Raw genomic sequence first — 22,754 nt, 5'->3', positions numbered from 1 at the left:
ACTTATCTCGAAGTGCCGGACGCGCCGCGCACCCGCTCGGGGTCCAGTGGGTCGAGCGGCCCGCGCAGGAGCAGCACGCCGTATACCACCGCCAGCAGCGCGAGCGGTACCGCGAGTCCCCATAGCGCGCGGGGCACGCCAGGCCCCACGAGCGCCCGCAGCAGCGACAGCGCGCCTACGAAGTACAGCACGAGGTTGGCGAGCACCACCGGCCGCCCGTAGATCCCGCCCAGCAGCGCGCCGCGATGCAGCCAGTTGAGCGCGGCCACCCCGAGCCACGCGGCGCCCAGCAGCTGCCCGAGCCACGCGCCCGCCGCCGGGAACCCGGGCACAAGGACGGGCAGCAACACGTCCGAGGCGAAGAGCAGCGCCAGCCCGCCGGCCAGCAGGGCCGCGGCACTGGTGCGCGTGACGATGGAAGAGATCAACGGTTGCGCGCGAGTTCGAGGAGGACCGGCCAGGACAGGTCAGACGAACGGCTTCAGCACCATGCGGCCGTACGCGATGAACGCCATGAGGAGGCCGAGCACGGCGCTCATGACGATGGACCCCACCTCGTTGTACGTGACGTGCACCCCGATGAACACGAGGCTCTCGACCGCCAGCACCGCCGCGGCCACCGCCGTGAGCCCCGGCCGCCACCCCGTTGCGCCCGGGACGATCAGCCCCACCACGCAGACGAGCTCGACGATGCCGAGCGCCAGCCAGGCCCCCCGCGGCAGCGCGCCAAAGGACGGCACCCCTTCCTTGATCTTGTCGAACATGAAGACCTTCATGATGCCGGACGCCCCGTAAACGAGAGCGGCGAGGCCCTGCAGCACCCACAACAGGGTGTTCATCGTTTGCCTCCTCAGCGGTTTGCGTGTCAGCCTGCTCGATCCCAGCTCCGGGCCCAGCGACCTGCTTCGTCCGCGGCGCTGGGTCAGGCGGCGCCACGCTCGTGCAGCAGCATCCACGAAGTGCCGAACCGGTCTCGCAGCTGGGCGAAGCGGGAGGCGAAAAAGGTCTCCTCCATCTTCATGAAGATCTGCCCGCCCTCGGAGAGCAGAGCGTAGACGCGCTCCGCCTCCTCGGCGCTGTCCAGCGTCAGTGCCAGGTACGCGCTCCGCATGGGCTCGGCGCCCGGGATGTCCGCACCCATGATCACCGTGTTCCCGATCTCGATGCGCGCGTGGAGGATCGCGTCCTTCCACCCTTCCGGCATCCTGCCGTTCGGCTGGTCGCCGTGGCGGCGCATGCCCGTGATCCTGCCTCCCAGGTGCTGCTCGTAGAAGCGGAACGCCTCTTCGCAGGTGCCGGCGTAGTTCAGGTAAACGTCGAGCTTCACTGGATCTCCGCGTGTGGATGTCACCAGAGAGAACCTTCTTCGTCGTTCTCGCGGGTTCCTCTGTGGCTCTGTGTGAGGCCGTGCGGGATTCAGCCGCGGACCGCCGCCTCGATCGCCGCGACGTCGATCTTGTGCATCTGCATCATCGCATTGAACGCCCGTTTGGCGACGGCGGGATCCGGGTTGGTGATCGCCTGCGTCAGGGCGACGGGCGTGATCTGCCACGACAGTCCCCACCTGTCCTTGCACCACCCGCAGGCGCTCTCCTGCCCGCCATTGCCGACGATCGCGTTCCAGTACCGATCCGTCTCGGCCTGGTCCTCGGTCGCGACCTGGAACGAGAAGGCTTCATCGTGCTTGAACGCGGGGCCGCCGTTCAGCCCCAGGCAGGGAATGCCCATGACGGTGAACTCGACCGTCAACACGTCGCCCTCCTTCCCGGACGGGAAGTCGCCCGGGGCGCGGTGCACCGCGTCGACCGATGAATCGGGAAAGGTTTCGGCGTAGAACCGCGCCGCTTCCTCCGCGCCGCCATCGTACCATAGGCAGATCGTGTTTTTTGCCGGCTTCGCCATCCTGGGTTCTCCATTGGATTGTGAGCCCGGCGTACGCCACGCCGAGTGGTTTTTCAGGCCCGCGAACAACCTGGCCGGTGCCGGGTGCAACGGCTCCGTGGCGCGTCTGGGGCGGCGCCTTTCGCGTTCGAGGCGCGCTCCCACCAGCTCGCGTCGAGCCGGCGTGGAGCGGATGAATGGCCGCCTCGTAGCTCAGGATCGAAGCGCAATCTGAATGCGGCGGACTGGAGGGGAGGTGCTTCGATCAGAAAGGCGGAGGGACCCGGCCTCTCAAAGGTGTTGATGTCGATGTTGAAGTCCAGGTGCAGCGCGCGCCCGGAGGCGTAGAGCGTCGCCCGCTGCAGCCGCAGGCGGCACGCGGCGGTCAGCCACTGGAGCGTGCCGCTCGTATCGGATGCCGTCCCGTCGCGCGGAAGGTCCATGCGCGATCGAACCGGGACCTCGTTGGAGCCTCGAGCTACGACTGCGACGACGCTGTCGAGAACGACCGGGCTGATGCGGCGGCCGGCCGAGTCTCTCACCTCTACCCGCACCTCGATGGGCCAGCAATGCTGAGCGTGTGCGGCATCCGCGGCGAACAGCGGCACCACGAACGCGAGGATGCACGGAAGCCGCATGGCGCCTCTGGAGCACGGATCCGCAAGCAGACCGGGGTCGCCGAACGGCACCAAGGTCAGAGGCGCGGGGCCGCCGCGCAAGGCTGTTGAGCGATTGCGGTAGATAACGTGCGACGTCCAGGTCAGACAGCGGAGCCGCGCGGAGTTCGCTCCGCCGCCGTCCGATAGGGCGCAAGGAGCGCGGATCGGTAACGCCGGATCAGCCGCGCCCCAACCACGAGGACCAGGAGCGTAGCCACGGCCACCGTGACCCCGAACGCCAGCACCTGGTCCGGCCGCGGCCGCAGCGCGGGGACCCGGGTCGCCGTCTCCGACACGGCCGCCGCGGCGAGCCCGACGTACGACCACGTCATCCACTGGTAGTGGCGATGGAGAGCACGCGCACGCTCCACCGCGTCGCGCCGCGCTCGCGCCCGGCGTGCCCCGATCGCCGCGGCGGTGCCCGCCACGACCGTCACGAAGCTGAAGACGGCGCCCACGTGAAAGGGCCCGAAGCGCCCCAGCAGGCGGTAGATCAGGAGCGCCGTGCCATTCAGCAGGAGCATGCTCACGACGTAGGCCCACCCGAGCTGCCGATGGCGCCGCGTGCCCTTGCGGGTCAGGAGCACCGCCGCGCCGGCCACCAGCGCGCCGACCGCCGCGACGGTATGGATCCAGCCGAGGCTCACCGGCATCGTACGGCGCCAGCGGTGTCGTTGTCGCGGTCCAGGTGCGCGGTCATGTGTGCCTTGGATGGCGTGGGATCGCGTTCAGCGCACGATTCACCCACGGACGCGCGCGATCTCCGCACGGCGGGCATAGATGACGACGGCGAGCCCCGCGAGGAGCGAGAGTGGCGCCGCGGGGGAGGTGTGGAGCACGAGCAGGTGCGCCACAACGGCGCCGCACATCACGCCCGCCAGGAGCAGCGCGCCGCGCCCGGCGAGGGCCGGCACGAGCAGCAGGAGGGCGCCGGGCACTTCGAGCGCTCCGGTAACATAGCGGAACCACTGCCCGATTCCGATGGCGTCGAAGAGCTGCACCATCTCCGGTGCCCCCGCGAGCTTGGCCGCCCCGGCCGCTCCGATTGCGGCGGCGAGAGCGATCTGGAGCGCCCACAGTGCGACGGTGGCCGCGCGTCCGCGCGCTGGGGCGGGAAGGGCGGGGATGGCGGTGGCGTGGCTCGACATGGCGTCTCCGGGGCGATGGATCGGCGATCTTACAGATCGTCAAGAGGTACTTTGAATTCTAAGCGTAGATACTTAGAAATGGAAGTACTCCCGCCTTCGATCTGCCGGACGGCGCGCCTAGCGATCCCGATGCTCGTCGCCGGCCACCGCGGCGCGTCCGAGCCTCTTGAGCAGCTCGGCCGCCTGGTGCTTCTCCTCGAGCGTGAGCCCCTGCATGGTGCGCCGGATCTGCTCCGCGTGTATGGGAAAGATCTCCTCGATGAGCGCCCGCCCGGCCTCCGTCAGCTCGCCGAAGACGAACCGCTGGTCCTCGGTGGACGTCCGGCGGCGCATGAGTCCGCGTTGCTCCAGGCGCTTCACCGTGTACGTGGTGCTGGCGCCCGTCAGGAGGATGCGCTCGGCCAGCGCGCTCAGGGGGAGCGGCCCCTTGTGGTACAGCGCCTCCATCACCCCCAGCTCGGTAGACGAGAGGTCCCACTGCTTCGCTTGGTGGCGCGCCGGCTCGGTGACCGCCCGCAGCGCCCGGCTCATCACCACGAGCAGCCGTAGCGCGGCAGCGCGGTCCAGCGCGTCCGGGTCTTCGTGAGATGGTGGAGCCGCGTCCGTGGTCGAGTCGCTCATTGTCTGGAAACCTAACCCGTACGTCGCGGTCTGGGAGCGGGAGCCGTAATCTACCCTGGAGCAATGCAGGCCGCACATCGCCAGCGCGAGCAACTGGCGAATTTCACCGGGCCGCGTACCTTGCCTCGGACAAACGAACGTCGAACAGGGATCGAACGATGAAAGCAATCATCCTGAAAGCAGCGGGCGGTACTGAGCAACTGGTGATGGAGGAGCTGCCCGTCCCCGAGCCGCAGCCGGGCGAGGTGTTGGTGCGGGTGAGCGCGATCAGCATCAACCCGGTGGACGTCAAAACCAGAAAAGGCCTCGCCCTCTACAACAGCCTGAATGAGCAGCCGCCGGTTGTCCTGGGCTGGGACGTATCCGGCGTGGTCACGGGGGTCGGCGATGGTGTGACGGAGTTCAATGTGGGCGATGCGGTATTCGGCATGGTCCGCTTTCCCGGGCACGGAAAGGCCTACGCGGAATACGTGACTGCCCCGGCCACGCACCTGGCGCACAAGCCGGCGGGGCTGTCCCACAGCGCGGCCGCCGCCTCGACTCTCGCGCTCCTGACCGCCTGGCAGGTGCTCGTGGGGCCGGCGAACGTTCGCGAAGGCGAGACGGTGTTGATGCAGGCGGCCGCCGGAGGCGTGGGCCACTTCGGCGTTCAGGTGGCGAGGCACCTGGGTGCCGTGGTCATCGGCACCGGCTCGGCGGCCAACGAGGAATTCGTCAGAGGTCTGGGCGCGTCCATGTACGTCGATTACCATGCGGCGCCCTTTGAGACGGTGATCAAGGACGTGGACGTGGTATTCGACGCCGTGGGTGGCGACCTGCCCCGGCGGGCGCTGGACGTGCTGAAAAGCGGCGGCCGGCTCGTGGCGATCGCCGGCGGCGTCACGGACGAAGTGAAAGCGGAAGCCTCGGCCAGAGGCGTCTCCGCATCGACGTACCTGGTGCAATCGAGCGGGACGGACATGCGGCACCTGGCGGGGCTGCTCGAGAGCGGCGTGATCCGCCCCGAAATCGCGCGGGAATTTTCCTTTGACGATCTGGCGGCCGCTCACCAGCAGGTGGAAACCGGGCGGACCCGAGGAAAGGTCGTCGTGGTCCTCTGACGCAGACGCTGAACAGATGGCATCACACAGAGCCACAGAGGCAACGGAGAGAACAGCAGAAGGGTTTTCTGCGCCCTTTCCGTTCCCCTCCGTGTCTCTGTGTGATGCTTTTCTCCCGCCGAAAGTGGTCAGGCGCCGGCCAGCGCGGCGCTCCGCGGCGCCGCCGAGGACTCCGCCGCGACCCGTATGGGGAGCAGCGAGGCCACGATCTCCCACAGCCCAAAGAAGGCGATCCCCGCGAACAGCACCCCCACATCGGCCCCCATCCAGATCACGAAGACGGCCGCGAGGCCGGGGAGCAGCGCGCCCAACACGCCCAGCGGCGCGATCCACCACCTGCCCAGCGTACGGGTGCGGGCACCGGCGACGACCAGCGCCATCGCCACCAGCGCGAACACGGGGTACCCCACCGCGCCCAGCAGCATGTGCACCGTGTACACGGGAGTGGCGTGCCCCGCCTGCATGCGATCCGCATCCACCACCGCGATCAGGTGGAAGAACGCCTCCAGCGTCTGCAGCGCCGTCCCCGCGAGGGCGATCTGCATCCACCGTCCCGCGGGCCCGCCGCCGGAGCGGTGCAGCAGCCACAGGCTCGCCAGCAGCGACACGTAGCCGGCGAGCATCAGCGCGTGCGACGGCACCCAGATCGGGTTCATCAGCATCTGCTGCATGGACGGATCGCGCGGGTGCGTCGCGGAGCCCGCGATCATCAGGACGCCGGCTGCGAACAGGAGGGGACGCCAGGATGCGATGCGGGTCATGAGGGTACGCGGTGAAGGGAAGCGGCGAGGCCGGGCCAGGCCAGCGGAGGAGGGGGAGGCGGTGCCCGGCGGGGTTCTGACGACAGACCGCCGAGCGGCACCAGGGTTGGACCTGCGGGGCCGCCACGCAAGACTTTCGTCGCGCGAGAGCAAGGCCGGTCCACCGATTGTCAGCCGGCCCGCCGTGAGAATCGCCTCCCGTACACCCTCCGGAACGTCGGTCCAGACCGTGTCGCTCGTGATGCGCAGATCGCAGCCCTGCTCACGAGCCGCGGCCAGGATCTGCCGGTACCAGTCTGCGTAGCTCCATTCACGCGGCTTGGGAGAGTAGAGGCAGCCCTTCTGATCGTCCCACTGGACCTGCATCGCCTCCCGCCAGATGTACGGCAGGACCACGGTCGCCGGCCTGACACAGAGGCGCCCGTCCCCGTCGATGGTGATCTCAGCGATCGAATCAATGTCCATTCCGCGGCTCTAGCGGTTGAGCATGTACAGGCCCATCAGCAGCACGCCCACGGCGGCGAAAGCGAGGCGGCGAGGCAGGTTGCGCTTCGGATCCGTGGCGGTCATGAGCCCGCTCATTACCACCGCGCCGCCGAGGAGGGCGGTGTTGAGGGCTCGGAACACGATCCCACCCGCCAGTATCCCGATGCCGATCAGCACCAGGAGCACGCCAAGCCCGCGGCCGAACCGATTCGAGGATTTGCCTGGAGTGTCCATCTCAGGCGGAGGTCTCATGGGGCGCTGTGCCAGGAGGGACGTGCGCAGGCTCGCGAGGAGACTACCATGGCCACCAGCGGCTTGAGGGCTGGAAATTGATTTCGAGCGTATCCGCGCGGGAGGGCAGCGTATCCTCGCCTTTGGCGCGGCGAGCCTCGGGCGTCCAATCATCCTCCGGCCCAAAAGCGGGCGGCGGGACTCGCTGGCCGATTACCTGGTACACTCCTGCTTCCCGAAACTGAAAGGAGGCTTCGCAGCCGTATCGGTCGGGTGCCCGGAAGAGGGGCTCAAAGGAGTATGCGTGGTACGGCATGCAGGCAAGGTTGATCGTATGCGTTTCCCCTGCTTCACCAGGGTATAGCAAGATTCGTTGTGCCTCGCCCATACCCTCCGTCGCCGACACGACTCTGGGATAGAGCCGCTGCCCATTCGGGCGGACCACGCGGAAGTGGTAGTATTCCGCGGCGTCCCGATAGGCATGATCGCCCGGACCCGGGTTGACCATCCGGTAGTGGATCATGATCAAGTTCGGACGGCGGAACACCACGTTCTTCGGCCAGATGGAGAGCTGCAGGCGCAGCGGCCCGACCGGCGAATCGACAACCATCGGGCTGAAGTGCTCCGGCGCACCCACCGATCCGTCGTCGTCGCTGCATCCGGCGGCGGCAAGGACTCCGATGAAGAGCAGCTGCCGCAGCCGCACGGCGAAGACCGGGGGAGTGCGGCGGACCGGGTCAGGGGAGCGATGGAGCAGATGTACGTATTGGTGACGCATTCCTGTTCCTTTCGCAGCGGTCGCACCACAGCACGGCCCGGTGTCACCCGCGGCGCCCGGCTCGGCGGTATGCACGCGCCCAGGGAGTGTCGCGCCACGTCGGCGCATCGGACGCTATGAAGTCCGCTGGACCGGCTTCGGACAGGCACCACGGCACATCCAGGCGAAGGTCTACTTGCACGACCGATGACGTCCCCGTCGGCCTCCAGTCCACCTGCCCGTGGACGAGATGCTCGTACGCGACGGAGAGGCCGAGCCAGGGGGTCTCACGAATCGTGTGGTAGTGCCGATGGATGCCGCGCGGGATACGGAAGATGCTGTGTGGACCACTCAGGATGCGGCCCGCCGTGTGGTAGGTGATGCGGTACCGGTAGACGCCTGGGGCGCTTCCACTGCCGTACAGATCGGAAGGCGCCGCGGGATCGATTCCGAGCCGCGCCAGTTGCCCCTGCAGTTCGGGCGGGAGCGTCTCGTCGGCCGCCGCTGTCCAGTTGCGGCACATCGGACACCCGCGGCCGCAGGGCGGGTCCGGGACGTGGGATGCGAGTAAGCGCACGGCCCCCAGATCGACCGCTATGCGCCAGGCTGCCAATGGAATCGTCGGGCGCACTGGAAGTTTGTCTGCCGAGCGGTATCGCCGCGGAGGAGTACCCCTCCCTTGCGCAAATCGAACAGAAGGACGGCGGCGGGATCTCGTCAGCCCTTGTGGCTACGAGGTGAACCGAACGTCTTCGTAATGGGCCTTCAAAGGCTTCTCGAACTTGAACGGTCCAAGCCAATCCTCAACTTCCGGGGTGCCCGTCCAGAGGTTCATCATGATCTTACCCTGGTGCGTCGGGATCGGGACACCCGTGATCGCCTTGGTAAGCCGATGAACCTCGACGCCGTCAACGAACCAGGCGATGTAATCGGGTCGCCACTCGAACCCGTACTCATGGAAGTCGGCTGCGGCATCAAAGCCAAGTTTGTGCATCTTCTCGTTGCCGCCTTTGCCGTTCGTCCAATAGTTGAATTGGACCTTGGTGGTGTCACGTCCAAGGAACTCGATATCAATCTCGTCATGCGGCGTACCCTCGGACGGACCGGTGTAGACAAAAAAGCTGGAGACGATACCGGACCCGCGAGGGACCTTCATCCGAACCTGGTACCGACCATAACCAAATACCTTGAGAGTACGGTACTCTCCAGAGGTAAACGGATAACCGTGTGAATCCTGATCATCCAACGTCAGAGTGATTCGCTGTTGATCCAGTCTCACATGGTCCGGACGAAAACCTACGTTGAATACGTTGTGATTCGCCCAATCTGCCTTTTGCCAGTTCGTATTACCGAAGCCCAGAGTCGGCATGACAACCTCCTTTGGCGAGGGTGAGATTACGAGCTCCCAATAAAGGAATCCGCTCTCCTTGCGCGCGTCAGCTTCCATCGAGCTTGGTGAAGTCCAACGACGCTACCGCCGGATGGATTCCGGCGTCCACTGCTGTGGCGAGAATGCTTATAGCGATGTCGGCGTCTGGAAGGGTGTACGGCGGGCAGAACGATGCATGAAGAAGCTGCTCCATCGGAGCGCATTCTACAAGAGTTTTCTTATCGGGTGAGCCCTCCCTCCTTGCACGCTATCCCGCCGCCCGGTTTGCCCGCGGCGTCTAGTTGGCCGTGTTTGCGGAGGCTCCGAGGAGTGTCTAGATCCGGGCTCGCGGAGGTTGGGCGTAGTGGGCGTGACGATCCCTACGCGCAGGTGGTCTGAGCGCAACGGGGACGCCTCCCGTGTGCGCGTCGGCGCTGTCCAAGAAGACGCCGCGGCCTCGACGAAGGTGAAAAGGGCTGCGGCCCACCACTTAGCGTGGCGGGCCGCGGATGATGGCGCCGGTGTCTCGTCGATGCCGAGGCCTATCACCCCCGCTTGGCGGCGGCGCTGCGGGAAGTGCGTATCGCGGCCGGGGCGGTCCAGCGGATCTGGCCGCGCAGGGCGGGCTCGCCCCCCTCGCAGTGCTGCTCGAAGCGCAGCTCGATCTCGCTCACCTTGCCCGCTGTGTAGACGACGCGGTCTACGACGAACCAGCCCGCGAGGGTGTTGCACCCACTCCCCTGCCCGCTCCACGACAGGCCGCCCTTCAGCGGGTTGTGGAACGGGTAGCGGCGGAGGTCGCCATAGTAGCCGGGCTTCAGCTCCCCCAGGTTGTTCATCGCCTTGAAGTCGCCCCACCAGCTCTCGGTCGAGTTGACGTTGACGGTCAGGAGCCCGCCGTTGCCGCTGACGGAGATTGCGCCGCCCTGGTAGAGGTACGTCTTTCCGGCGCCGATGTAGTCGCCCGCGTCGCTCTTGAGATACACGTAGCTGCCGCTGGCTGGGACGGCGCCCGGATCCGCGCGCCATAGCGTGCCCGGCGGCGGGTTCACCGGCTCCGGCTGCGTGGCGACGTCCGATGCGGACCAGCGGATCTGGCCGCGCAGCGCGGGGCCGCCACCCTCGCAGTGCTGCTCGAACCGCAGCTCGATCGCGGTCAGAGCCCCGCTGGTGTAGGTGACCCGATCGACGACGAACCAGCCGGTGAGCGAGTTGCACCCGCGGCCCTGGCCACCCCACGATAGGCCCCCCTTCAGCGGATTGTGGAAGGGGTAGCGGCGGAGGTCGCCATAGTAGCCGGGCTTCAGCTCGCCCAGGTTGTTCATCGCCTTGAAGTCGCCCCGCCAGTTCTCGTCCGCGGTGACGTTGACGCTCAGGAGGCCGCCGTTGCCGGTGGCGGTGAAGGCACCCGTCTGGTACAGGTACGTCCTTCCCGCGCCGATGAAGTCGCCCGCGTCGCTCTTGAGATACACGTAGCTGCCGCTGGCCGGGACCGCGCCGGCATCCGCGCGCCAGAGCGTGCCCGGCGGCGGGTTCACGGGCTCGGGCGGCGTGGCGACGTCGGCCGCGGACCAGCGGATCTGGCCGCGCAACGCGGGACCGCCGCCTTCGCAGTGCTGCTCGAACCGAAGCTCGATCTCGGTCAGGCTGCCGCCGGTGTAAACCACGCGATCGACGACGAACCAGCCCGCGAGCGTGTTGCACCCGCGCCCCTCTCCGCTCCACGACAGGCCGCCCGCCAGCGAGGTGTGGAAGGGATAGCGGCGGAGGTCGCCGTAGTACCCCGGCTTCAGCTCGGTCAGGTGGTTCATCGCCTTGAACTCGCCCCGCCAGTTCTCGTCCGCGGCGACGTTGACGGTCAGGAGGCCGCCGTTGGCGCTCGTGGAGAACGCGCCGGTCTGGTAGAGGTGCGTCCTCCCTCCTCCGATGAAGTCGCCCGCGTCGCTCTTCAGGTACACGTAGCTGCCGCTGGCCGGCACGGCGCCGGCGTCCGCGCGCCAGAGCGTGCTGGGCGGCGGGTTCACCGGCTCGGGGAGCGGGGGGACGTCCGCCGCGGACCAGCGGATCTGGCCGCGAAGCGCGGGGCCGCCACCCTCGCAGTGCTGCTCGAACCGCAGCTCGATCGCGCTGAGGTTCCCGCCGGTGTAGGTGACCCGGTCCACGACGAACCAGCCGGTGAGCGAGTTGCACCCGCGCCCCTGCCCGCTCCACGACAGGCCGCCCTTCAACGGGTTGTGGAAGGGGTAGCGGCGAAGGTCTCCGTAGTAGCCGGGCTTCAGCTCGCCGAGGCTGCTCATCGCCTTGAAATCGCCGCGCCACGATTCGTTGGCGGCGACGCCCACCGTCAGCATGCCCCCCGCGGCGGTCACGGACAGCGCGCTGCCCGTGTACGTGTACGACCTCCCCCCCGCGATGTAGTCCCCGGCATCGCTCTGCAGAACCGCGTAGTTGCCGGTGGCGGGGAGCGAGCCGGCGTTCGCGCGCCAGAGCGTGCCCGGAGGCGGGTTCACGGGACCGGGCGGGAGGGTCGGGTCCGCGGCCGACCACTGGATCCTGCCGCGCAGGGCGGGCGCACCCCCCTCGCAATGCTGCTCGAAGCGCAGGTCGAGCGCGGTGAGCTGGGCCGCCTCGTACGTGGCGCGCTCCACCGTGAAGGTGGCCGAGAGCGCGTTGCAGCCACGCCCCTCTCCCGACCAGCTCAGCCCGCCGGCGACCGGATCGTGGAACGGATAGCGGCGCAGGCCGGTGTAGCTGCCCGCGACGACCTTTGCGTGGCTGCTGGGGAGCACGAAATCTCCCTCCCACCGCTGGTCCCCCGTGATCCGCACCGAGATGTGGCCGCCGGTGGCCTGCACCGTCAGCTCGGCGTCCGCCTTGGTGTAGCGGTACGATCGCCCTCCCCCGATGAAGTCGCCCGGGTCGCTGGCGATCTCCACGAAGCTGGGCTCGACCGGCTTTTGTTGGCCGCCCCCCGTTCCGGTTCCATCCTTTCCGCACCCGGCCGCGAGGAGTATGGAGATGGGGATCAGCAGGCGCGCGAGGCTCTTCATTCGCATCGTAACGAATTGCACAGGGATAAGCGGGAGAATCAGATGAAGGGAGCTTCCGGTGGGCGGCGAGTACGGATACCTCGCGCCCCCACGTGCGGCAACGGACGCGTTCGAAGCGTCCGCGAAACATCTGGAGTGTACGCCAAAAATTTAAACAAACCTCGATACGCGCAAGCCTGATCCATTTCCCGCAACGACAAAACGGCGAGGGATGTTTCTCCGGAGAAGGTTTCCGGCGGGATGCCGCACCTCAGGATGCCGCAAGCACCTCCGCTGCGGGCGCCTTTCTGCGCAGCCGGTAATGCAGGCGCAGGAACGTCGCGCCCCAGAGCGTCAGCACGTGGTCCGCCCGCACTGCGCCGTGCTCGGCCGGGTACACCCGGATGCGCTCCTGCATCGCGCGCACGTAGCGCGCGCGGACCCGCCCGCGACGGTCGTGGACGGTGAAGTAGAAGCCGGACTCCCCGAACCCCTCACCTTCCGAGACCACCGAGAGCGAACCGTCCGCGTGTGCCTCGGGGCGCATCAGCAAGATGGCGTTCCCGTTGGGCAGCGGGAAGACCACCTTCAAGCACTGCCCCCGCCGCCCCGGCGCCGCCGCGAGCGAATACTCGCCCGCGTACAGGACGTTGCCCGTGCCGAGCAGCACGCGCACCCACGCCGTGCGGCGCACCTTGCCGGTGGCCGGCTCCACGAGCTGAATCACGTCGCTGGTGACCCCGCGGCTGGTATCCAGCGACGAAAGCGGCACGTTGAGCTGCTGAAGTCTTCGGCTGAAGAGATGCCCGAGCAGGCGCCCAAAGGGCCGAAAGGCGCCGTGCCACTCCGCCCATGCATCGAGCTCGTAGGCGGACGTGCGCGCGTAGAAGTCGATGACCGACGGATCGACCTGCCCGGGATCGAAGTCGGGAGCGGCGAGCGCCGCGAAGTCGACGATGAGCCCCCGTTCGCCGGAATCCGCGCCCTGCCGAAGCTCGAGACCCTCGCGACGCGCGAGCTCCGCAAAGAACTCGCGCCCGATCCCGCGCACGTCCCCGACCGGCCCCGCGAGCCATGGATGCTCGCCGAGATCGACGGACCTGCCGGTCACCTCGACCCAGCGCTGGGTGACGTAATCGCTCAGATGCCCGCGTGATTCGCCGAGCCAGATCATTCTTTACCGTTCTCTCAAGTAAGATGTGGCAGAGGTCCGTGCTCTCCAGCTGAGCGCGGACCGAGTTGGCGCGCAGCACGCTGCGGAGCACCGGAACCACGACGAGAGGAGGGCAGCGGCGAGAATGGCGAGCCAGAACGTGTGCGGCACCATGCGAAGCGTTGCATGCGTGCCCTCTAGCTCATTTCCCAGAGGAGTACCAGGGCGCTCACCGGTACGGCTACGAGCAGATAAACGCCCGTCATGGCAGCCAGGGAAGCAGGCCAGGGCCTGCTGCTTGGGCCGCGAAGCAGCAGGGTCGTTGCGGCGAGAGTGCCGCTGATCGTCGCGATGATCGCCGGAAGCAGCGTGCGTTCGAAGGAATGGAGCGCAACCTCCGGGCCCGGTACCGAGGCGCAGATGTAGGCAGAGAGAGCCGCGGTCCACGCCACCGCGAGCGCGACGACCCCACGCCGGCCCAGCACGCGGTGCGTGAGCACCGCGAGGACCGCGAAGGTTAGAGGCGCCAGCAGGAACTCTGAAGCTGACCTCATGCCCATCCTGGGTGGCGAGGGCGCGGCCGCACCCACCTGCATTTGGCGGAGACCCGCCGCCCTGGCGCTACTCGAAGAATGGATTGGTCCATACATGCTGGGCCCATTCAGGCCATGCGGACTTCACCGCGACGATGAGCCATTCTCCTCCCACGGTGAGCGAGTTCTCGTGCGAGGCGTACAGCACCCAGTCCATCACCTCCGAGCACCAGAAGCCTTCGTCACCCGTGTACACAGGGTCCAGATCAGCGAGGCGAGTCTCGTACGCACTACCGTCTTCCCGGAGCTCAAAGACGCGCTCAACTTTGCGAGCATCGAGGATGGCGTGCAGTCTCCCGCCCGCTACCAGGGCCTGATTGAAGTAGGGCGCCTGGAAAGCCAGGACGTCCCGCCGCGGCGCTTCAGCGAGAGGGTGCCAGTATCCGCCGCCCACACCCCACGTGGCGGATAGACGCTGCCAGAGCTGCTCGCGATCCGGGCTGCGGATCTGCCTCGGCTTCACGGTCCAACCGCGGCGACTGCTTCCCTCCGCCTCATCCACGCGGCTCGAGCAGCTCCCGCCGCCACGGCAGCGGTTACGAGAGGCAAGCCCAATGTGACCACCTGAAAAACCCCGCCGGCCAGAATCCACGTCGTGAGCGCTCCGGCACCATCAGGAGGCGGGGAGTACTCCCAGTCGCAGCCCGGGAGCTCTATGCCCAGTCTCCAGCCAAGGGTACACGTGTGTGGAACCAGCAACCAGAACGCTGCCGTAACCGTGACGAGCGCCGCAATAGCAGCCGCGGCTTGCGCGCCCGATCTCGTTCGTCTCCCCGCGATCCACCCGGCCCGAATCAGCAGGACCAGGACGACGAGCGCGACGCCGGCTCGAAGGTAGAAGGGCCAGAATGGACCGGGGATCTGCATTCAGCCAGTCACGTAGGTGGCCCGGCGGCGTTGGTCGCTGGTGGGGACCGAATGGACGCCGGGGCTCCAGCCTCAGACGAGGCCGCTCATGAGCATGAGGAGGTACGCGATGCCCAGCGCGCCCCCACCGCCGGCGAGGATCTTCCACCCCAGCGTCAGGTCGGACCACCCGATCTTCGAGGGATCTCCCCCGCGCGAGGCGACCATGGAACGCGGGCTCGGGAAGAGAAGGAGTCCGAGCCCGACACCGACCGCGAAAGGACCAAACGCCGGGCCGACAACCAGGAAGCGCTCGGCGGTATGAGCCGCGCGCCACGAGGCGGTGACGAGCCACGCCCCGAGCACGATCATCCCGAGCCCGGCGAGGCGCTCCACCCAGCGCGGGATCATCGGCAATCCCTCGGTTCGCCAGCTTTGAGCAAGGCGGCCACGGCAGGGCTTTCGGGTGCGTGGGGTCGTGTCATCCAGCCTCGTTCAGTAGCGTACGCTGCCGCGCCGGTTCGGCGCCCTGTAGTGTCCGGTGCTGGCAAGTGCCGAGGGCGCCGACAGCACGCTGAGGGCGTCACAAAGATCAAAGTGCTCCGGTGCTCGTAGGAGCGGTAAGCCGCCGAACGAGACAATGGTCAGGGGTGCGGGCGGGCACGAGGCTCTCCCGAAAGCCTGGGCGGCCCCGCATCCCGCAGCGGGTGTTGGGCGGTGCGAAGTCCAAGTCCTACTGCAAGTTGCACCTGAGCCGAAGCTGGCGCACTGGTCACAGCGCGGCGAGAATGCTCGGGAGCAGCCACGCAATCGCTACTCCAGCGTTGTGGGCGGCCACAGTATTCTGAGCATACACTCGCGGCGTGACCTGAAAGTCAAACTGACCTTCTGTGTCGGTGATCCCTGAGATGTATAGGAACGGGGAGTTTGAAGCACTCCGAATGATACCGTGGGTCGTTTCGATCGAGGCGATCTGGGCCGGTGCGCCTGATTTGCTAAAAGCCTCCACGGCACTCCGATCCGCCCAAACGTAATCGTCATAATTGGTGATGTTGACCACGCCGAGCGAAGCAAAGCCGTTCCCTATGTATAACATCGGTGGTTCAGAGGGTGCGACAGGTGCTCTGAGGAATCGGGATTCAGCGGCATGTCTCGCCTGTTCATCGAGCTGTCCGAGCTTCGCCACTGGAAAGCAGAGTCGACCAGCTGGTCTGGGCTGGGCGGGCTCCACAAGCCTTGGCGATTCGACTTTGATGCGAGCGGGTCATGAACAAAGGTGCGCCGGCCGACCACCACGCCGCCGTTCGCGCTCACCCCCTCACGGATCCCCGCCGTTCCAAATGCGATCACGAGGGCAGGCGCGGCACCGTAGGCGATAACACCCGGCAGGACGCGCGATTTCTCCAGCGAAGACGATGAGCTTTCGGCCGGGTTCATGAGTTCCTCGAGGCACCATACCTCGATGGTGTCCCCATTACAGTCAAACGTGAGTCTCGGAGTCGGAGTAGGATCAGCAGGGCGAGGGGCACCTTGAGCCGGCTTGACGGGTCGGGCCGCTGGATAGTGTGGGTAGGTGAAGTTGGCAAAGCCGCGAGGCCGCGCTCTGTCGTGAATCAGTACGGCACACAGGGGGTCCGCTTCCCACCACTTGTTGGCCAACACCACGACTCGCTTTCCGGCCATAATGCCTCTCAAAAGAGTGGATGCTAACGACACAAGCGTCAGGGTGCGGGGCTGGCGCGCAAGAGTTTTCATCTCGCGAACCATGGATGGCAGCGCACCCCTTGCAGCGAATTGTCGGGCGCAGCGGTTATTCAGCAGTGGAGAGTCGCTGCTACTCCGTGTTCTCTGCGTCCTCCGCGTCGTTCGTGAGGCGCCTTGCCTCCGCGACGTCGCCACGAAAGGCGGCGTAACTGATCGCAAACCCGCGCTGAAGCTCCCGGTCCGATGTCCCCGCGAGTTGCCTTGAAGCCAGCTCTGCCCCTCGGTGAAGCGCGGCGGCATACTCCCGCGCCAGGTCTGACGGCATCGCTGGCGGAGCTGCACCCTCGGGCAGCGCACGTTCCAACTCGATGGTGCCCGCCAGCAGAAGGCACGCCCAAGCTACCCGCGTTTCAGCCGCGCGCGCAACGGCGATCTCGATGAGTTCCGGGACTGCAGCGTACGACGCCGTGTATACGTTGCCCTGGTGGCACAACGAACTCCAGAGGCTGAACCACGGCTCGTCACGGTACGTCTCGGGCGCCGGTGCGTTGCGGGCGCGCTCAAGAAGAGCCGGAATGTCATCGGCCAAGCCATACGCGTGTTGAAGCAAGTCAAAGGACGTGCCCCCGGCTTCGTATTGCGGCCTGATCGCCGCGATCAGAGCCGGATCGTCAGAACATCGCCGGTAGCTTGCCCACGCTACAGGATCCTTGTCGCGGACGGGGCAGTTCGCTGGATTGCCCGTTGCTGCTCGCGTAAGACCGCCAAGGGTACGATCCCAGGCGAGCGCAGCATCCTCGTCAGATAATCCAAAGCGAGTCGTCAGCTCGCCGGTGATCGATTCCGAGCCAACATGGCGAACCTCTGCGCGGAGGATGAAGTCGACTACATCCTCGATGCTATGGTGAGGCGCAAGGCTGATGGACATATCGGCCGTCCAGCCTTCAGGGATCGGCGGGTCGGTCCGGGCGGGCACGCGCGCTGGCCGCCACAACCAACCGAAAAGGTTCATCTGTCCTCTGGGTAAGCCACCGGCACGGGATTTTCGACGATCCTCGGTGAACCCTTACAGGAGGCGTATATGGCTGGTAAGCAGACTGGCAAAGCCGCCGCATCGAAGGCTTCAAAGACGCTGTCTAGCGAATCCACCAGCAAGGCGTCCAAGTCGGCCGCGGGAAGCGCGCTCACGCAGCGCAACTCTCCGGCAGAGACGACGTCGAGCAAAGCCGCGACCGCCGCGTCGAAGACGCTCCGGGACGGCCGCACGAGCGCGGCATCCAAGTCCGCGGCAGGCAGCGCCCTTTCGCAGAAAACCGGCAGCAAGAAGAAGTAGCGCCCGTCCTTCCAGTAAGCGCCCCTGGCCCTCGACGTTTCATCGAGGACCAGGGGCGTTCGTCACACCCCTACAACAGCAGAGGCATCCCCCGCGCGCCAGGATACCCGGCCTCGTAAGATCTCACCGAACTTCACCTGATCCACCACAAGCCGGACACGCGCCCGTCCCGCCGCACTTCTCGCAATTCCCTTCGTACCCGGACAGCACCGCCACACCGACGTCGATCCCTGACCCGCCACATGCACTGCATGTACCCGCGCCTTCGCAATCGGTGCAGGGTTTTGCCGCAGCCGCCGTGAACGATCCCCGCTCGGCCTCGAGGACTTCTTCGATCAGTGGCATCCACTCGCGCTTCCACGTCGCCCCGCGGGCAAGGCAGCCGGTGCATTTCAACTCGACGTACCAGCGGTGAGGATCACCCTCCCGGGACAGGAGCCAACCGGTGCTGTGCTCCCATTCACCGCAGGCGGGACATTCGCTGCGCAGGCCGCGCAGTCTCTCGCTATGGAGGACGGCACCCGCAGGTTGATCCGACGTTGAATCGCTCAAGTTAGGATGCAGTCCTGTGGGAATGCGTGACACGCTCAATTGGAAGACTGGAGCATCCAGGCCGCGAAGCGCCCGCATCGCCCCTGAGCTGGAGGAGAGCTCGCGGCCGCCGCATCACTCAGGGGGCACGGGAAGGACGGGAAACAGGCGCACGTTGCCATACCGGAAATTCCGGCGCACGATGCTCTCGAACAGGTCGAGCAGTCGCCGTGCGTCGCCGCCCGGATCGGGTACTGCCCGCGGATCGCCTGCACGGCTGACGACCGTCTCGACGATCGCCACACCCCCGCCGCGGCGCTCGAACCGGACTCGGTAAATGCACTCCCCGGTCCAGCTGCGGTGGAGGTTCAGCCACGGGCGCTCGTAAAAGACGAACCACTTGTCTTCCATCGAGCCGGGCACGACCCCGAAGCAGAGCCTGGCAAAGTCGTCGTTCGAGAACACGCGGTCGATCTCGAGGTGCCCCCTTTCCGCGGGCATCTCCAGTGTCTTCCAGTCTGTGCGTCGCGCTGGATTCATCCCCACCTCTGGTCGGACCAACGGGAGCGGCCAAACGTCTCAAAGGTCAGGGTGCGGGGCCTGAGTGCAAGACTTTCGTTGGGCCGAAAGGTGCTCGGACCCGCATCCTCTGCAGCCGATCGCCACCCGCTGCTACACGGCCGTAGAGGAGGTTTGCTCCGTCACGCGGGCTCGCCCGTCAGTTGCGCGACGGCGCGGCGATAGCGGTCGAGGCGAGCGATGTCCGGCGCCGTGGGCGACGCGATCCGCCCCAGGTCCATGTTCTCCGCGAGGTCGGCCAGCTTCACCACACGGGCTACCGGGTCCGCGCCGGCGCGCGCGACAAACGCCTCGTAGCTCTCCCCTTCGCGTCGCGTGAGCGCATCCACGGCGGCCACCACCTCCGGCGCGAACCCCTCGGTCGCGAGCCCCTCCAGCGTCCACGCCGTGTCCTCTACCACGTCGTGGAGCACCGCGGCGATCCGCTCGACCGGCGTCTCGACGCGCAGCATCACGCGCATCGGATGCAGGATGTACGGCGCGCCCGCCTTGTCCACCTGCCCCATGTGCGCCTCGGCCGCGATCGCGATCGCCCGTTCGAGTGTGCTCATCGCTTGTCACTGTGGCAATCCGGATCGTCTCGGCCAGACTGGCGCCTCTCCTAACGGTGCCACAAGTCAACACCCGCGATTCGATCCGAACCGTAGACGCGAGAGTCGACCACTGCGGTTGCCCCGGCTTGCTCTACACCGGGAGGGCGAAGATGATGGGCTGCTCGACCCAGACCTTCACGGGGCGTCCCTTGATCCGCGCCGGGCGGAAGTGGAGGACCGGGAGCAGCTCGAGGACAGGCGACCTGAACCCCTCGTGGGGCGCGGACCTGATGGTGATGCTGGCCGGATCCACCCGCCCGTCTTCCAGGATCAGGAACCGCGCCACGACCTGCCCGGTCACCCCCGCATCGCGCAGCGCCACCGGGTAGAGCCGCGACAGCTGCCGCAGCATCTCTGCCGCGTTGATCACCGCGGGCGCTTCCTCCACCTGGCTCAGCTCAACGCCCCCCGTTGACGAGTTCCTGGCGGTCCCCCGCGAGATTGAGTCAGGCGGATTGGGCACCAGCCCCTCCGGAGGCGGCCAGTTTGCGCTACGCTCGCGGGGAGGAGAGTCCAGGCCAGGGGCGCAGGGCAGCCGGCTGAGCACTTTTCCCGCCGAGGCCAGGCCGTAGCCGTACTCCACGCCTGGCTGACCCGGATCGGTGCCCAGCAGCCGGATCGTGAGTCGCGCAGCGGTCGCCGCGCGCGAGGTGAAGTGGAGGCGGTCTCCGCGGCGCAGGGTGGAGCGGATCAGGAAGGCGGTATCCGCCTTCAGCCCGTCGAATCGCCAGATCACGTAGGACACCAGTGGACGGCGGTCGCCCTCCGGTCCGAGCCGCACCTCCACCTCCTGGCCGCTGCTGCAGTACCAGCTCAGCTCGCCGGCTGGGTCGCCATTGTCGGGCAGCAGGCGAGCCGTGGTGGCGTACCCATCCCCCGAAATGCGGAAGCGTCCACCTCGTTGCGCCTCCACAGAGTGTGTGTGCAGCAGGATCAGCGCGAGCGGCGCCAAAGCGCGAAGCAGCATACCCGGAGCTATCGAGGAGGCGCGAATAGGGATGGACAGTTTGCGGCGGAGGACCAGCAGCGTGACGAAGACACCCGATAGTCTGCAGGCAGCCGGCGAACGACACAAGGGTTTGGGGTGCGGGGCCGCCGCGCAAGACTTTCATCCGCGCGAAAGCATGCGTTGCCTCGCACCCCCTGCGGACGATTGTTAGGCCGCCCTGCGCGCGAGACAAGAACCTGCGGGCCGCGCTCCGCGCCGAATCGCTCTCGTTCACGCGGCTGCGCCGCATGCTACACCTCGGCAACGTCGAACAGATACATCTGCACATCGTCATCCTCGGGCGCCAGCGCGCGCCGATCTGCCGCACAAGCCTGCCCCTCGGGCGTCGTGAAGGCGTGGCGGATGGCCTCCAGGTCGTCGAAGTAGAGCGTCCCCACGAGGTATGGTTCGGGATCACCGGCAGGCGTGAGGATCGGCCGTCGACTTACCTCGTACTTCCGAAGGCCGGGCAGTCGCTTGGCGAGCGGCACATGCACTCCGAAATAGTGGGCGTCGAACGCCGCCGGATCTTTCGGCGTCCGGTAGATCACGATCATTCGTGCCATTCCACATCCATCGGGAGGGTGATTGCCACCTGTACAACCAGGGTCCAGACGCGTGCGGCCCGGCACATATCGTACTTTACGAGGTGACTGGCCGCACGTCCGAGAGAGCGGCGGAGCACCCGGTTCAGCCGCAGGGGGCCGCGATGGTACTCGTGAAGATACTGTAGCCCAGGCCCCTTGTCCGCTGCAAAGCTGGTTCGGCGGCGGTGGCGGAACTGCCTGCCGAGTGAGCTTGCACACGCCGGGGCGTTCGGTGGACGGGCGCTCCGGCGGGGAGTGCGGGGATGAACATCGGTGAGACGCCGGCATGGACCACACCTCTGGAGACGCGATGCGCATCGTTCAGGGCGAGACTGTAGGTGGACACGGTGGATGGATCAAGCCCCCGCCTTTTCGCCGGATCGAGGATCGTCTCCGGTGACCACGAGGGACGGCTGATCGTCCGCGAGCGGCCTGACGGCGAAATCATGGACGGTCCCGCACTCCCTGAAGGCGATTGTTAGCCCGCGCCATGACAAGGCAAAGGGCTATGCTACTTGTGCAACTCTTCAGTCGCCGATCCCGCCGTCGATGAAGAACCCATGCCCGGCCCATCGGAACGAACCGACGGCTACCTCGAAGCATCCGTATTCGACGTGGTCAAACTCCGGGACATAGATCATCCCATCGAAACACGAGCCATTCATAGTCGTAACCGGCAAGTCCTGGAACCTCCCGTCAGGCCACTGGCGGAACACCACAACGTTCCAGTCGCGCCACGCGAACGAATTCGTACGTTTCTCCGAGACGAAGACGAGTGCGATATCCAGGTCACCGTCGCCATCCAGGTCTCGCCAGAGCGCGAACGGATATTGTAGCTGTCCTTGCCGCATCGCGGCCTTCCCATCCTTGCTCGCGTCTGACCAGGTCGCGAGCCGGATGGCGTCTCGCGGTCGCAAGTAGGCATTCACGGCGTCCCAGAGCGGCTGTGGAAGAGCCAGCGTGTAGTCGCCGTTGGCGAGGGCTCGTACCTCAGGGGCGTGCGTGGAGGAGATCAGTCGCGGAGCAGTGGTATCAGTGTTCACGCTGACACTGTCAGTGGACGTGTCGTTGGACCGGCGGTTGCTAAGCGCCGCAAGGAGTGAGATCGTGGAGCCGATGGTGAGAACGGCGGCAATCCCCACCAGCAACTTGTTGCGGCGATGTTGGTCGTTGAAAAGGATTCCGGAGGAGAGTACGAACAGCAATCCCGTGACGATTAACTCAATCAGAGGCATGGAATGCCTTGGCGGAGGGGACTCTGGACCCGAGCGGACCAGCTCGTCGTGGCGCGGAAACGGTGGTGAGGCGGCAAGCCGCCTAAGCTTGGCTAAGGCACTCGAGGAGAGATGATCTGCGGCTGCCGCAATTCTTGTCCAGCGACCTACCGAACACAAGGGTCAGGGGTGCGGGGCCGGTACGCAAGGCTCTAGTTCGCCCGAAAGCATGCGAGGCCCCGCATTCCCTCCAGTCGATTGTTCAGGAGGGTGAGTGCCCGCTTGTGCCTTGTTTCAGCGCGAGAAGCTCTGCAAAGAACTCCAAAGCTCGATGGATGTCGTCGCTTGTATCGCCATCCCACGACTCCACGGAGTTCAACTCTGAACGGAGCGCCTCCATTCGCTCGTGAATCTCGTTGACTTCGTCTGGCCCACACTCCGCGGCAATCCCCTTCCAGCGGTCACGCGGAATCGATTGGCACGGCGCGAGATCCGTCGTCGCACGCACCAGAATCTCCTGGAGTTTGCTCATGGGGCGACCTGACGAGACTAGCCGAGGGTGGAGGAGGATTCGCGGCGCTACCTGTCGCA

Annotated in this window: 29 protein-coding genes; 2 read left to right on the top strand and 27 right to left on the bottom strand. The window is 66.5% G+C overall.

Annotation, left to right across the window (positions count from 1 at the left end; translation table 11 throughout):
* Window positions 1-2: 2 nt before the first annotated feature.
* From VF647_18040 to VF647_18005, 8 genes are all read right to left on the bottom strand, one after another.
* Window positions 3-428 (bottom strand): hypothetical protein, encoded by a 426-nt coding sequence (locus VF647_18040; protein ID HEX8453992.1) that lies wholly within the window; start codon window positions 426-428, stop codon window positions 3-5.
* A 39-nt stretch (window positions 429-467) separates the two neighbouring features.
* Entirely contained in the window at window positions 468-839 is a 372-nt protein-coding gene (locus VF647_18035; GenBank protein ID HEX8453991.1) for a DoxX family protein, read from the bottom strand.
* An 83-nt stretch (window positions 840-922) separates the two neighbouring features.
* A complete protein-coding gene (locus VF647_18030) occupies window positions 923-1,327 on the bottom strand; it encodes a VOC family protein (GenBank protein ID HEX8453990.1) in 405 nt (134 codons plus the stop codon).
* Window positions 1,328-1,416: 89 nt separating this feature from the next.
* A complete protein-coding gene (locus VF647_18025) occupies window positions 1,417-1,902 on the bottom strand; it encodes a VOC family protein (protein HEX8453989.1) in 486 nt (161 codons plus the stop codon).
* A 53-nt stretch (window positions 1,903-1,955) separates the two neighbouring features.
* Window positions 1,956-2,519 (bottom strand): hypothetical protein, encoded by a 564-nt coding sequence (locus VF647_18020; GenBank protein HEX8453988.1) that lies wholly within the window; start codon window positions 2,517-2,519, stop codon window positions 1,956-1,958.
* 122 nt (window positions 2,520-2,641) lie between these two features.
* Window positions 2,642-3,193 (bottom strand): DUF2306 domain-containing protein, encoded by a 552-nt coding sequence (locus tag VF647_18015; GenBank protein ID HEX8453987.1) that lies wholly within the window; start codon window positions 3,191-3,193, stop codon window positions 2,642-2,644.
* Window positions 3,194-3,280: 87 nt separating this feature from the next.
* A complete protein-coding gene (locus VF647_18010) occupies window positions 3,281-3,688 on the bottom strand; it encodes a DoxX family protein (GenBank protein HEX8453986.1) in 408 nt (135 codons plus the stop codon).
* 117 nt (window positions 3,689-3,805) lie between these two features.
* Complete coding sequence (locus VF647_18005) at window positions 3,806-4,309, bottom strand: MarR family transcriptional regulator (GenBank protein ID HEX8453985.1); 504 nt, start codon at window positions 4,307-4,309, stop codon at window positions 3,806-3,808.
* A gap of 158 nt (window positions 4,310-4,467) precedes the next feature.
* On the opposite strand from VF647_18005, the gene VF647_18000 reads away from it, so the two are divergent.
* Window positions 4,468-5,409, top strand: a complete 942-nt coding sequence (locus VF647_18000) for an NADP-dependent oxidoreductase (GenBank protein ID HEX8453984.1) — start codon at window positions 4,468-4,470, stop codon at window positions 5,407-5,409.
* A gap of 128 nt (window positions 5,410-5,537) precedes the next feature.
* Here the strand turns inward: VF647_18000 and VF647_17995 are convergent, their stop codons facing one another.
* The 13 genes from VF647_17995 to VF647_17935 form a co-directional block, all read right to left on the bottom strand.
* A complete protein-coding gene (locus tag VF647_17995) occupies window positions 5,538-6,170 on the bottom strand; it encodes a hypothetical protein (GenBank protein HEX8453983.1) in 633 nt (210 codons plus the stop codon).
* Between the two features lie 474 nt (window positions 6,171-6,644).
* Window positions 6,645-6,890 (bottom strand): hypothetical protein, encoded by a 246-nt coding sequence (locus VF647_17990; GenBank protein ID HEX8453982.1) that lies wholly within the window; start codon window positions 6,888-6,890, stop codon window positions 6,645-6,647.
* 61 nt (window positions 6,891-6,951) lie between these two features.
* Complete coding sequence (locus VF647_17985) at window positions 6,952-7,665, bottom strand: hypothetical protein (protein HEX8453981.1); 714 nt, start codon at window positions 7,663-7,665, stop codon at window positions 6,952-6,954.
* A 43-nt stretch (window positions 7,666-7,708) separates the two neighbouring features.
* Window positions 7,709-8,167, bottom strand: a complete 459-nt coding sequence (locus VF647_17980) for a hypothetical protein (GenBank protein HEX8453980.1) — start codon at window positions 8,165-8,167, stop codon at window positions 7,709-7,711.
* Window positions 8,168-8,374: 207 nt separating this feature from the next.
* A complete protein-coding gene (locus VF647_17975) occupies window positions 8,375-9,013 on the bottom strand; it encodes a family 16 glycosylhydrolase (GenBank protein ID HEX8453979.1) in 639 nt (212 codons plus the stop codon).
* 545 nt (window positions 9,014-9,558) lie between these two features.
* Complete coding sequence (locus tag VF647_17970; GenBank protein HEX8453978.1) at window positions 9,559-12,063, bottom strand: hypothetical protein; 2,505 nt, start codon at window positions 12,061-12,063, stop codon at window positions 9,559-9,561.
* Between the two features lie 250 nt (window positions 12,064-12,313).
* Window positions 12,314-13,216, bottom strand: a complete 903-nt coding sequence (locus VF647_17965) for a hypothetical protein (protein HEX8453977.1) — start codon at window positions 13,214-13,216, stop codon at window positions 12,314-12,316.
* 176 nt (window positions 13,217-13,392) lie between these two features.
* Window positions 13,393-13,749 (bottom strand): hypothetical protein, encoded by a 357-nt coding sequence (locus tag VF647_17960; protein ID HEX8453976.1) that lies wholly within the window; start codon window positions 13,747-13,749, stop codon window positions 13,393-13,395.
* A 67-nt stretch (window positions 13,750-13,816) separates the two neighbouring features.
* Entirely contained in the window at window positions 13,817-14,251 is a 435-nt protein-coding gene (locus tag VF647_17955) for a hypothetical protein (protein HEX8453975.1), read from the bottom strand.
* A 476-nt stretch (window positions 14,252-14,727) separates the two neighbouring features.
* Window positions 14,728-15,045 (bottom strand): hypothetical protein, encoded by a 318-nt coding sequence (locus tag VF647_17950; protein ID HEX8453974.1) that lies wholly within the window; start codon window positions 15,043-15,045, stop codon window positions 14,728-14,730.
* A gap of 361 nt (window positions 15,046-15,406) precedes the next feature.
* Entirely contained in the window at window positions 15,407-15,730 is a 324-nt protein-coding gene (locus tag VF647_17945; protein HEX8453973.1) for a hypothetical protein, read from the bottom strand.
* Window positions 15,718-16,071, bottom strand: coding sequence for a hypothetical protein (locus tag VF647_17940; protein HEX8453972.1), 354 nt, complete (start codon window positions 16,069-16,071; stop codon window positions 15,718-15,720). Before VF647_17940 ends, VF647_17945 begins: the two co-directional genes overlap by 13 nt.
* 397 nt (window positions 16,072-16,468) lie before the next feature.
* Window positions 16,469-17,350 carry a hypothetical protein gene (locus VF647_17935; GenBank protein HEX8453971.1) on the bottom strand — a complete coding sequence of 294 codons (882 nt, stop codon included), beginning with the start codon at window positions 17,348-17,350 and terminating at the stop codon, window positions 16,469-16,471.
* Window positions 17,351-17,419: 69 nt separating this feature from the next.
* On the opposite strand from VF647_17935, the gene VF647_17930 reads away from it, so the two are divergent.
* A complete protein-coding gene (locus tag VF647_17930) occupies window positions 17,420-17,671 on the top strand; it encodes a hypothetical protein (protein ID HEX8453970.1) in 252 nt (83 codons plus the stop codon).
* A gap of 666 nt (window positions 17,672-18,337) precedes the next feature.
* Here VF647_17930 and VF647_17925 read toward each other — a convergent pair.
* From VF647_17925 to VF647_17900, 6 genes are all read right to left on the bottom strand, one after another.
* Window positions 18,338-18,742, bottom strand: a complete 405-nt coding sequence (locus VF647_17925; protein ID HEX8453969.1) for a hypothetical protein — start codon at window positions 18,740-18,742, stop codon at window positions 18,338-18,340.
* Window positions 18,743-18,903: 161 nt separating this feature from the next.
* A complete protein-coding gene (locus VF647_17920) occupies window positions 18,904-19,332 on the bottom strand; it encodes an HD domain-containing protein (protein ID HEX8453968.1) in 429 nt (142 codons plus the stop codon).
* A gap of 133 nt (window positions 19,333-19,465) precedes the next feature.
* Window positions 19,466-20,341: an energy transducer TonB gene (locus VF647_17915; GenBank protein HEX8453967.1), complete on the bottom strand. Its 876-nt coding sequence runs from the start codon at window positions 20,339-20,341 to the stop codon at window positions 19,466-19,468.
* A gap of 272 nt (window positions 20,342-20,613) precedes the next feature.
* Window positions 20,614-20,919 (bottom strand): EthD family reductase, encoded by a 306-nt coding sequence (locus VF647_17910; protein ID HEX8453966.1) that lies wholly within the window; start codon window positions 20,917-20,919, stop codon window positions 20,614-20,616.
* A gap of 557 nt (window positions 20,920-21,476) precedes the next feature.
* Window positions 21,477-22,184, bottom strand: coding sequence for a hypothetical protein (locus VF647_17905; protein HEX8453965.1), 708 nt, complete (start codon window positions 22,182-22,184; stop codon window positions 21,477-21,479).
* 241 nt (window positions 22,185-22,425) lie between these two features.
* Window positions 22,426-22,695 (bottom strand): hypothetical protein, encoded by a 270-nt coding sequence (locus VF647_17900; GenBank protein HEX8453964.1) that lies wholly within the window; start codon window positions 22,693-22,695, stop codon window positions 22,426-22,428.
* Window positions 22,696-22,754: the final 59 nt, after the last annotated feature.

The sequence above is a fragment of the Longimicrobium sp. genome, assembly GCA_036387335.1.
In the GTDB taxonomy this organism is placed as follows: Bacteria; Gemmatimonadota; Gemmatimonadetes; order Longimicrobiales; family Longimicrobiaceae; genus Longimicrobium.
Note: the sequence above shows the minus strand (reverse complement) of the source record. Positions and strands in the feature narration are given on the sequence as shown.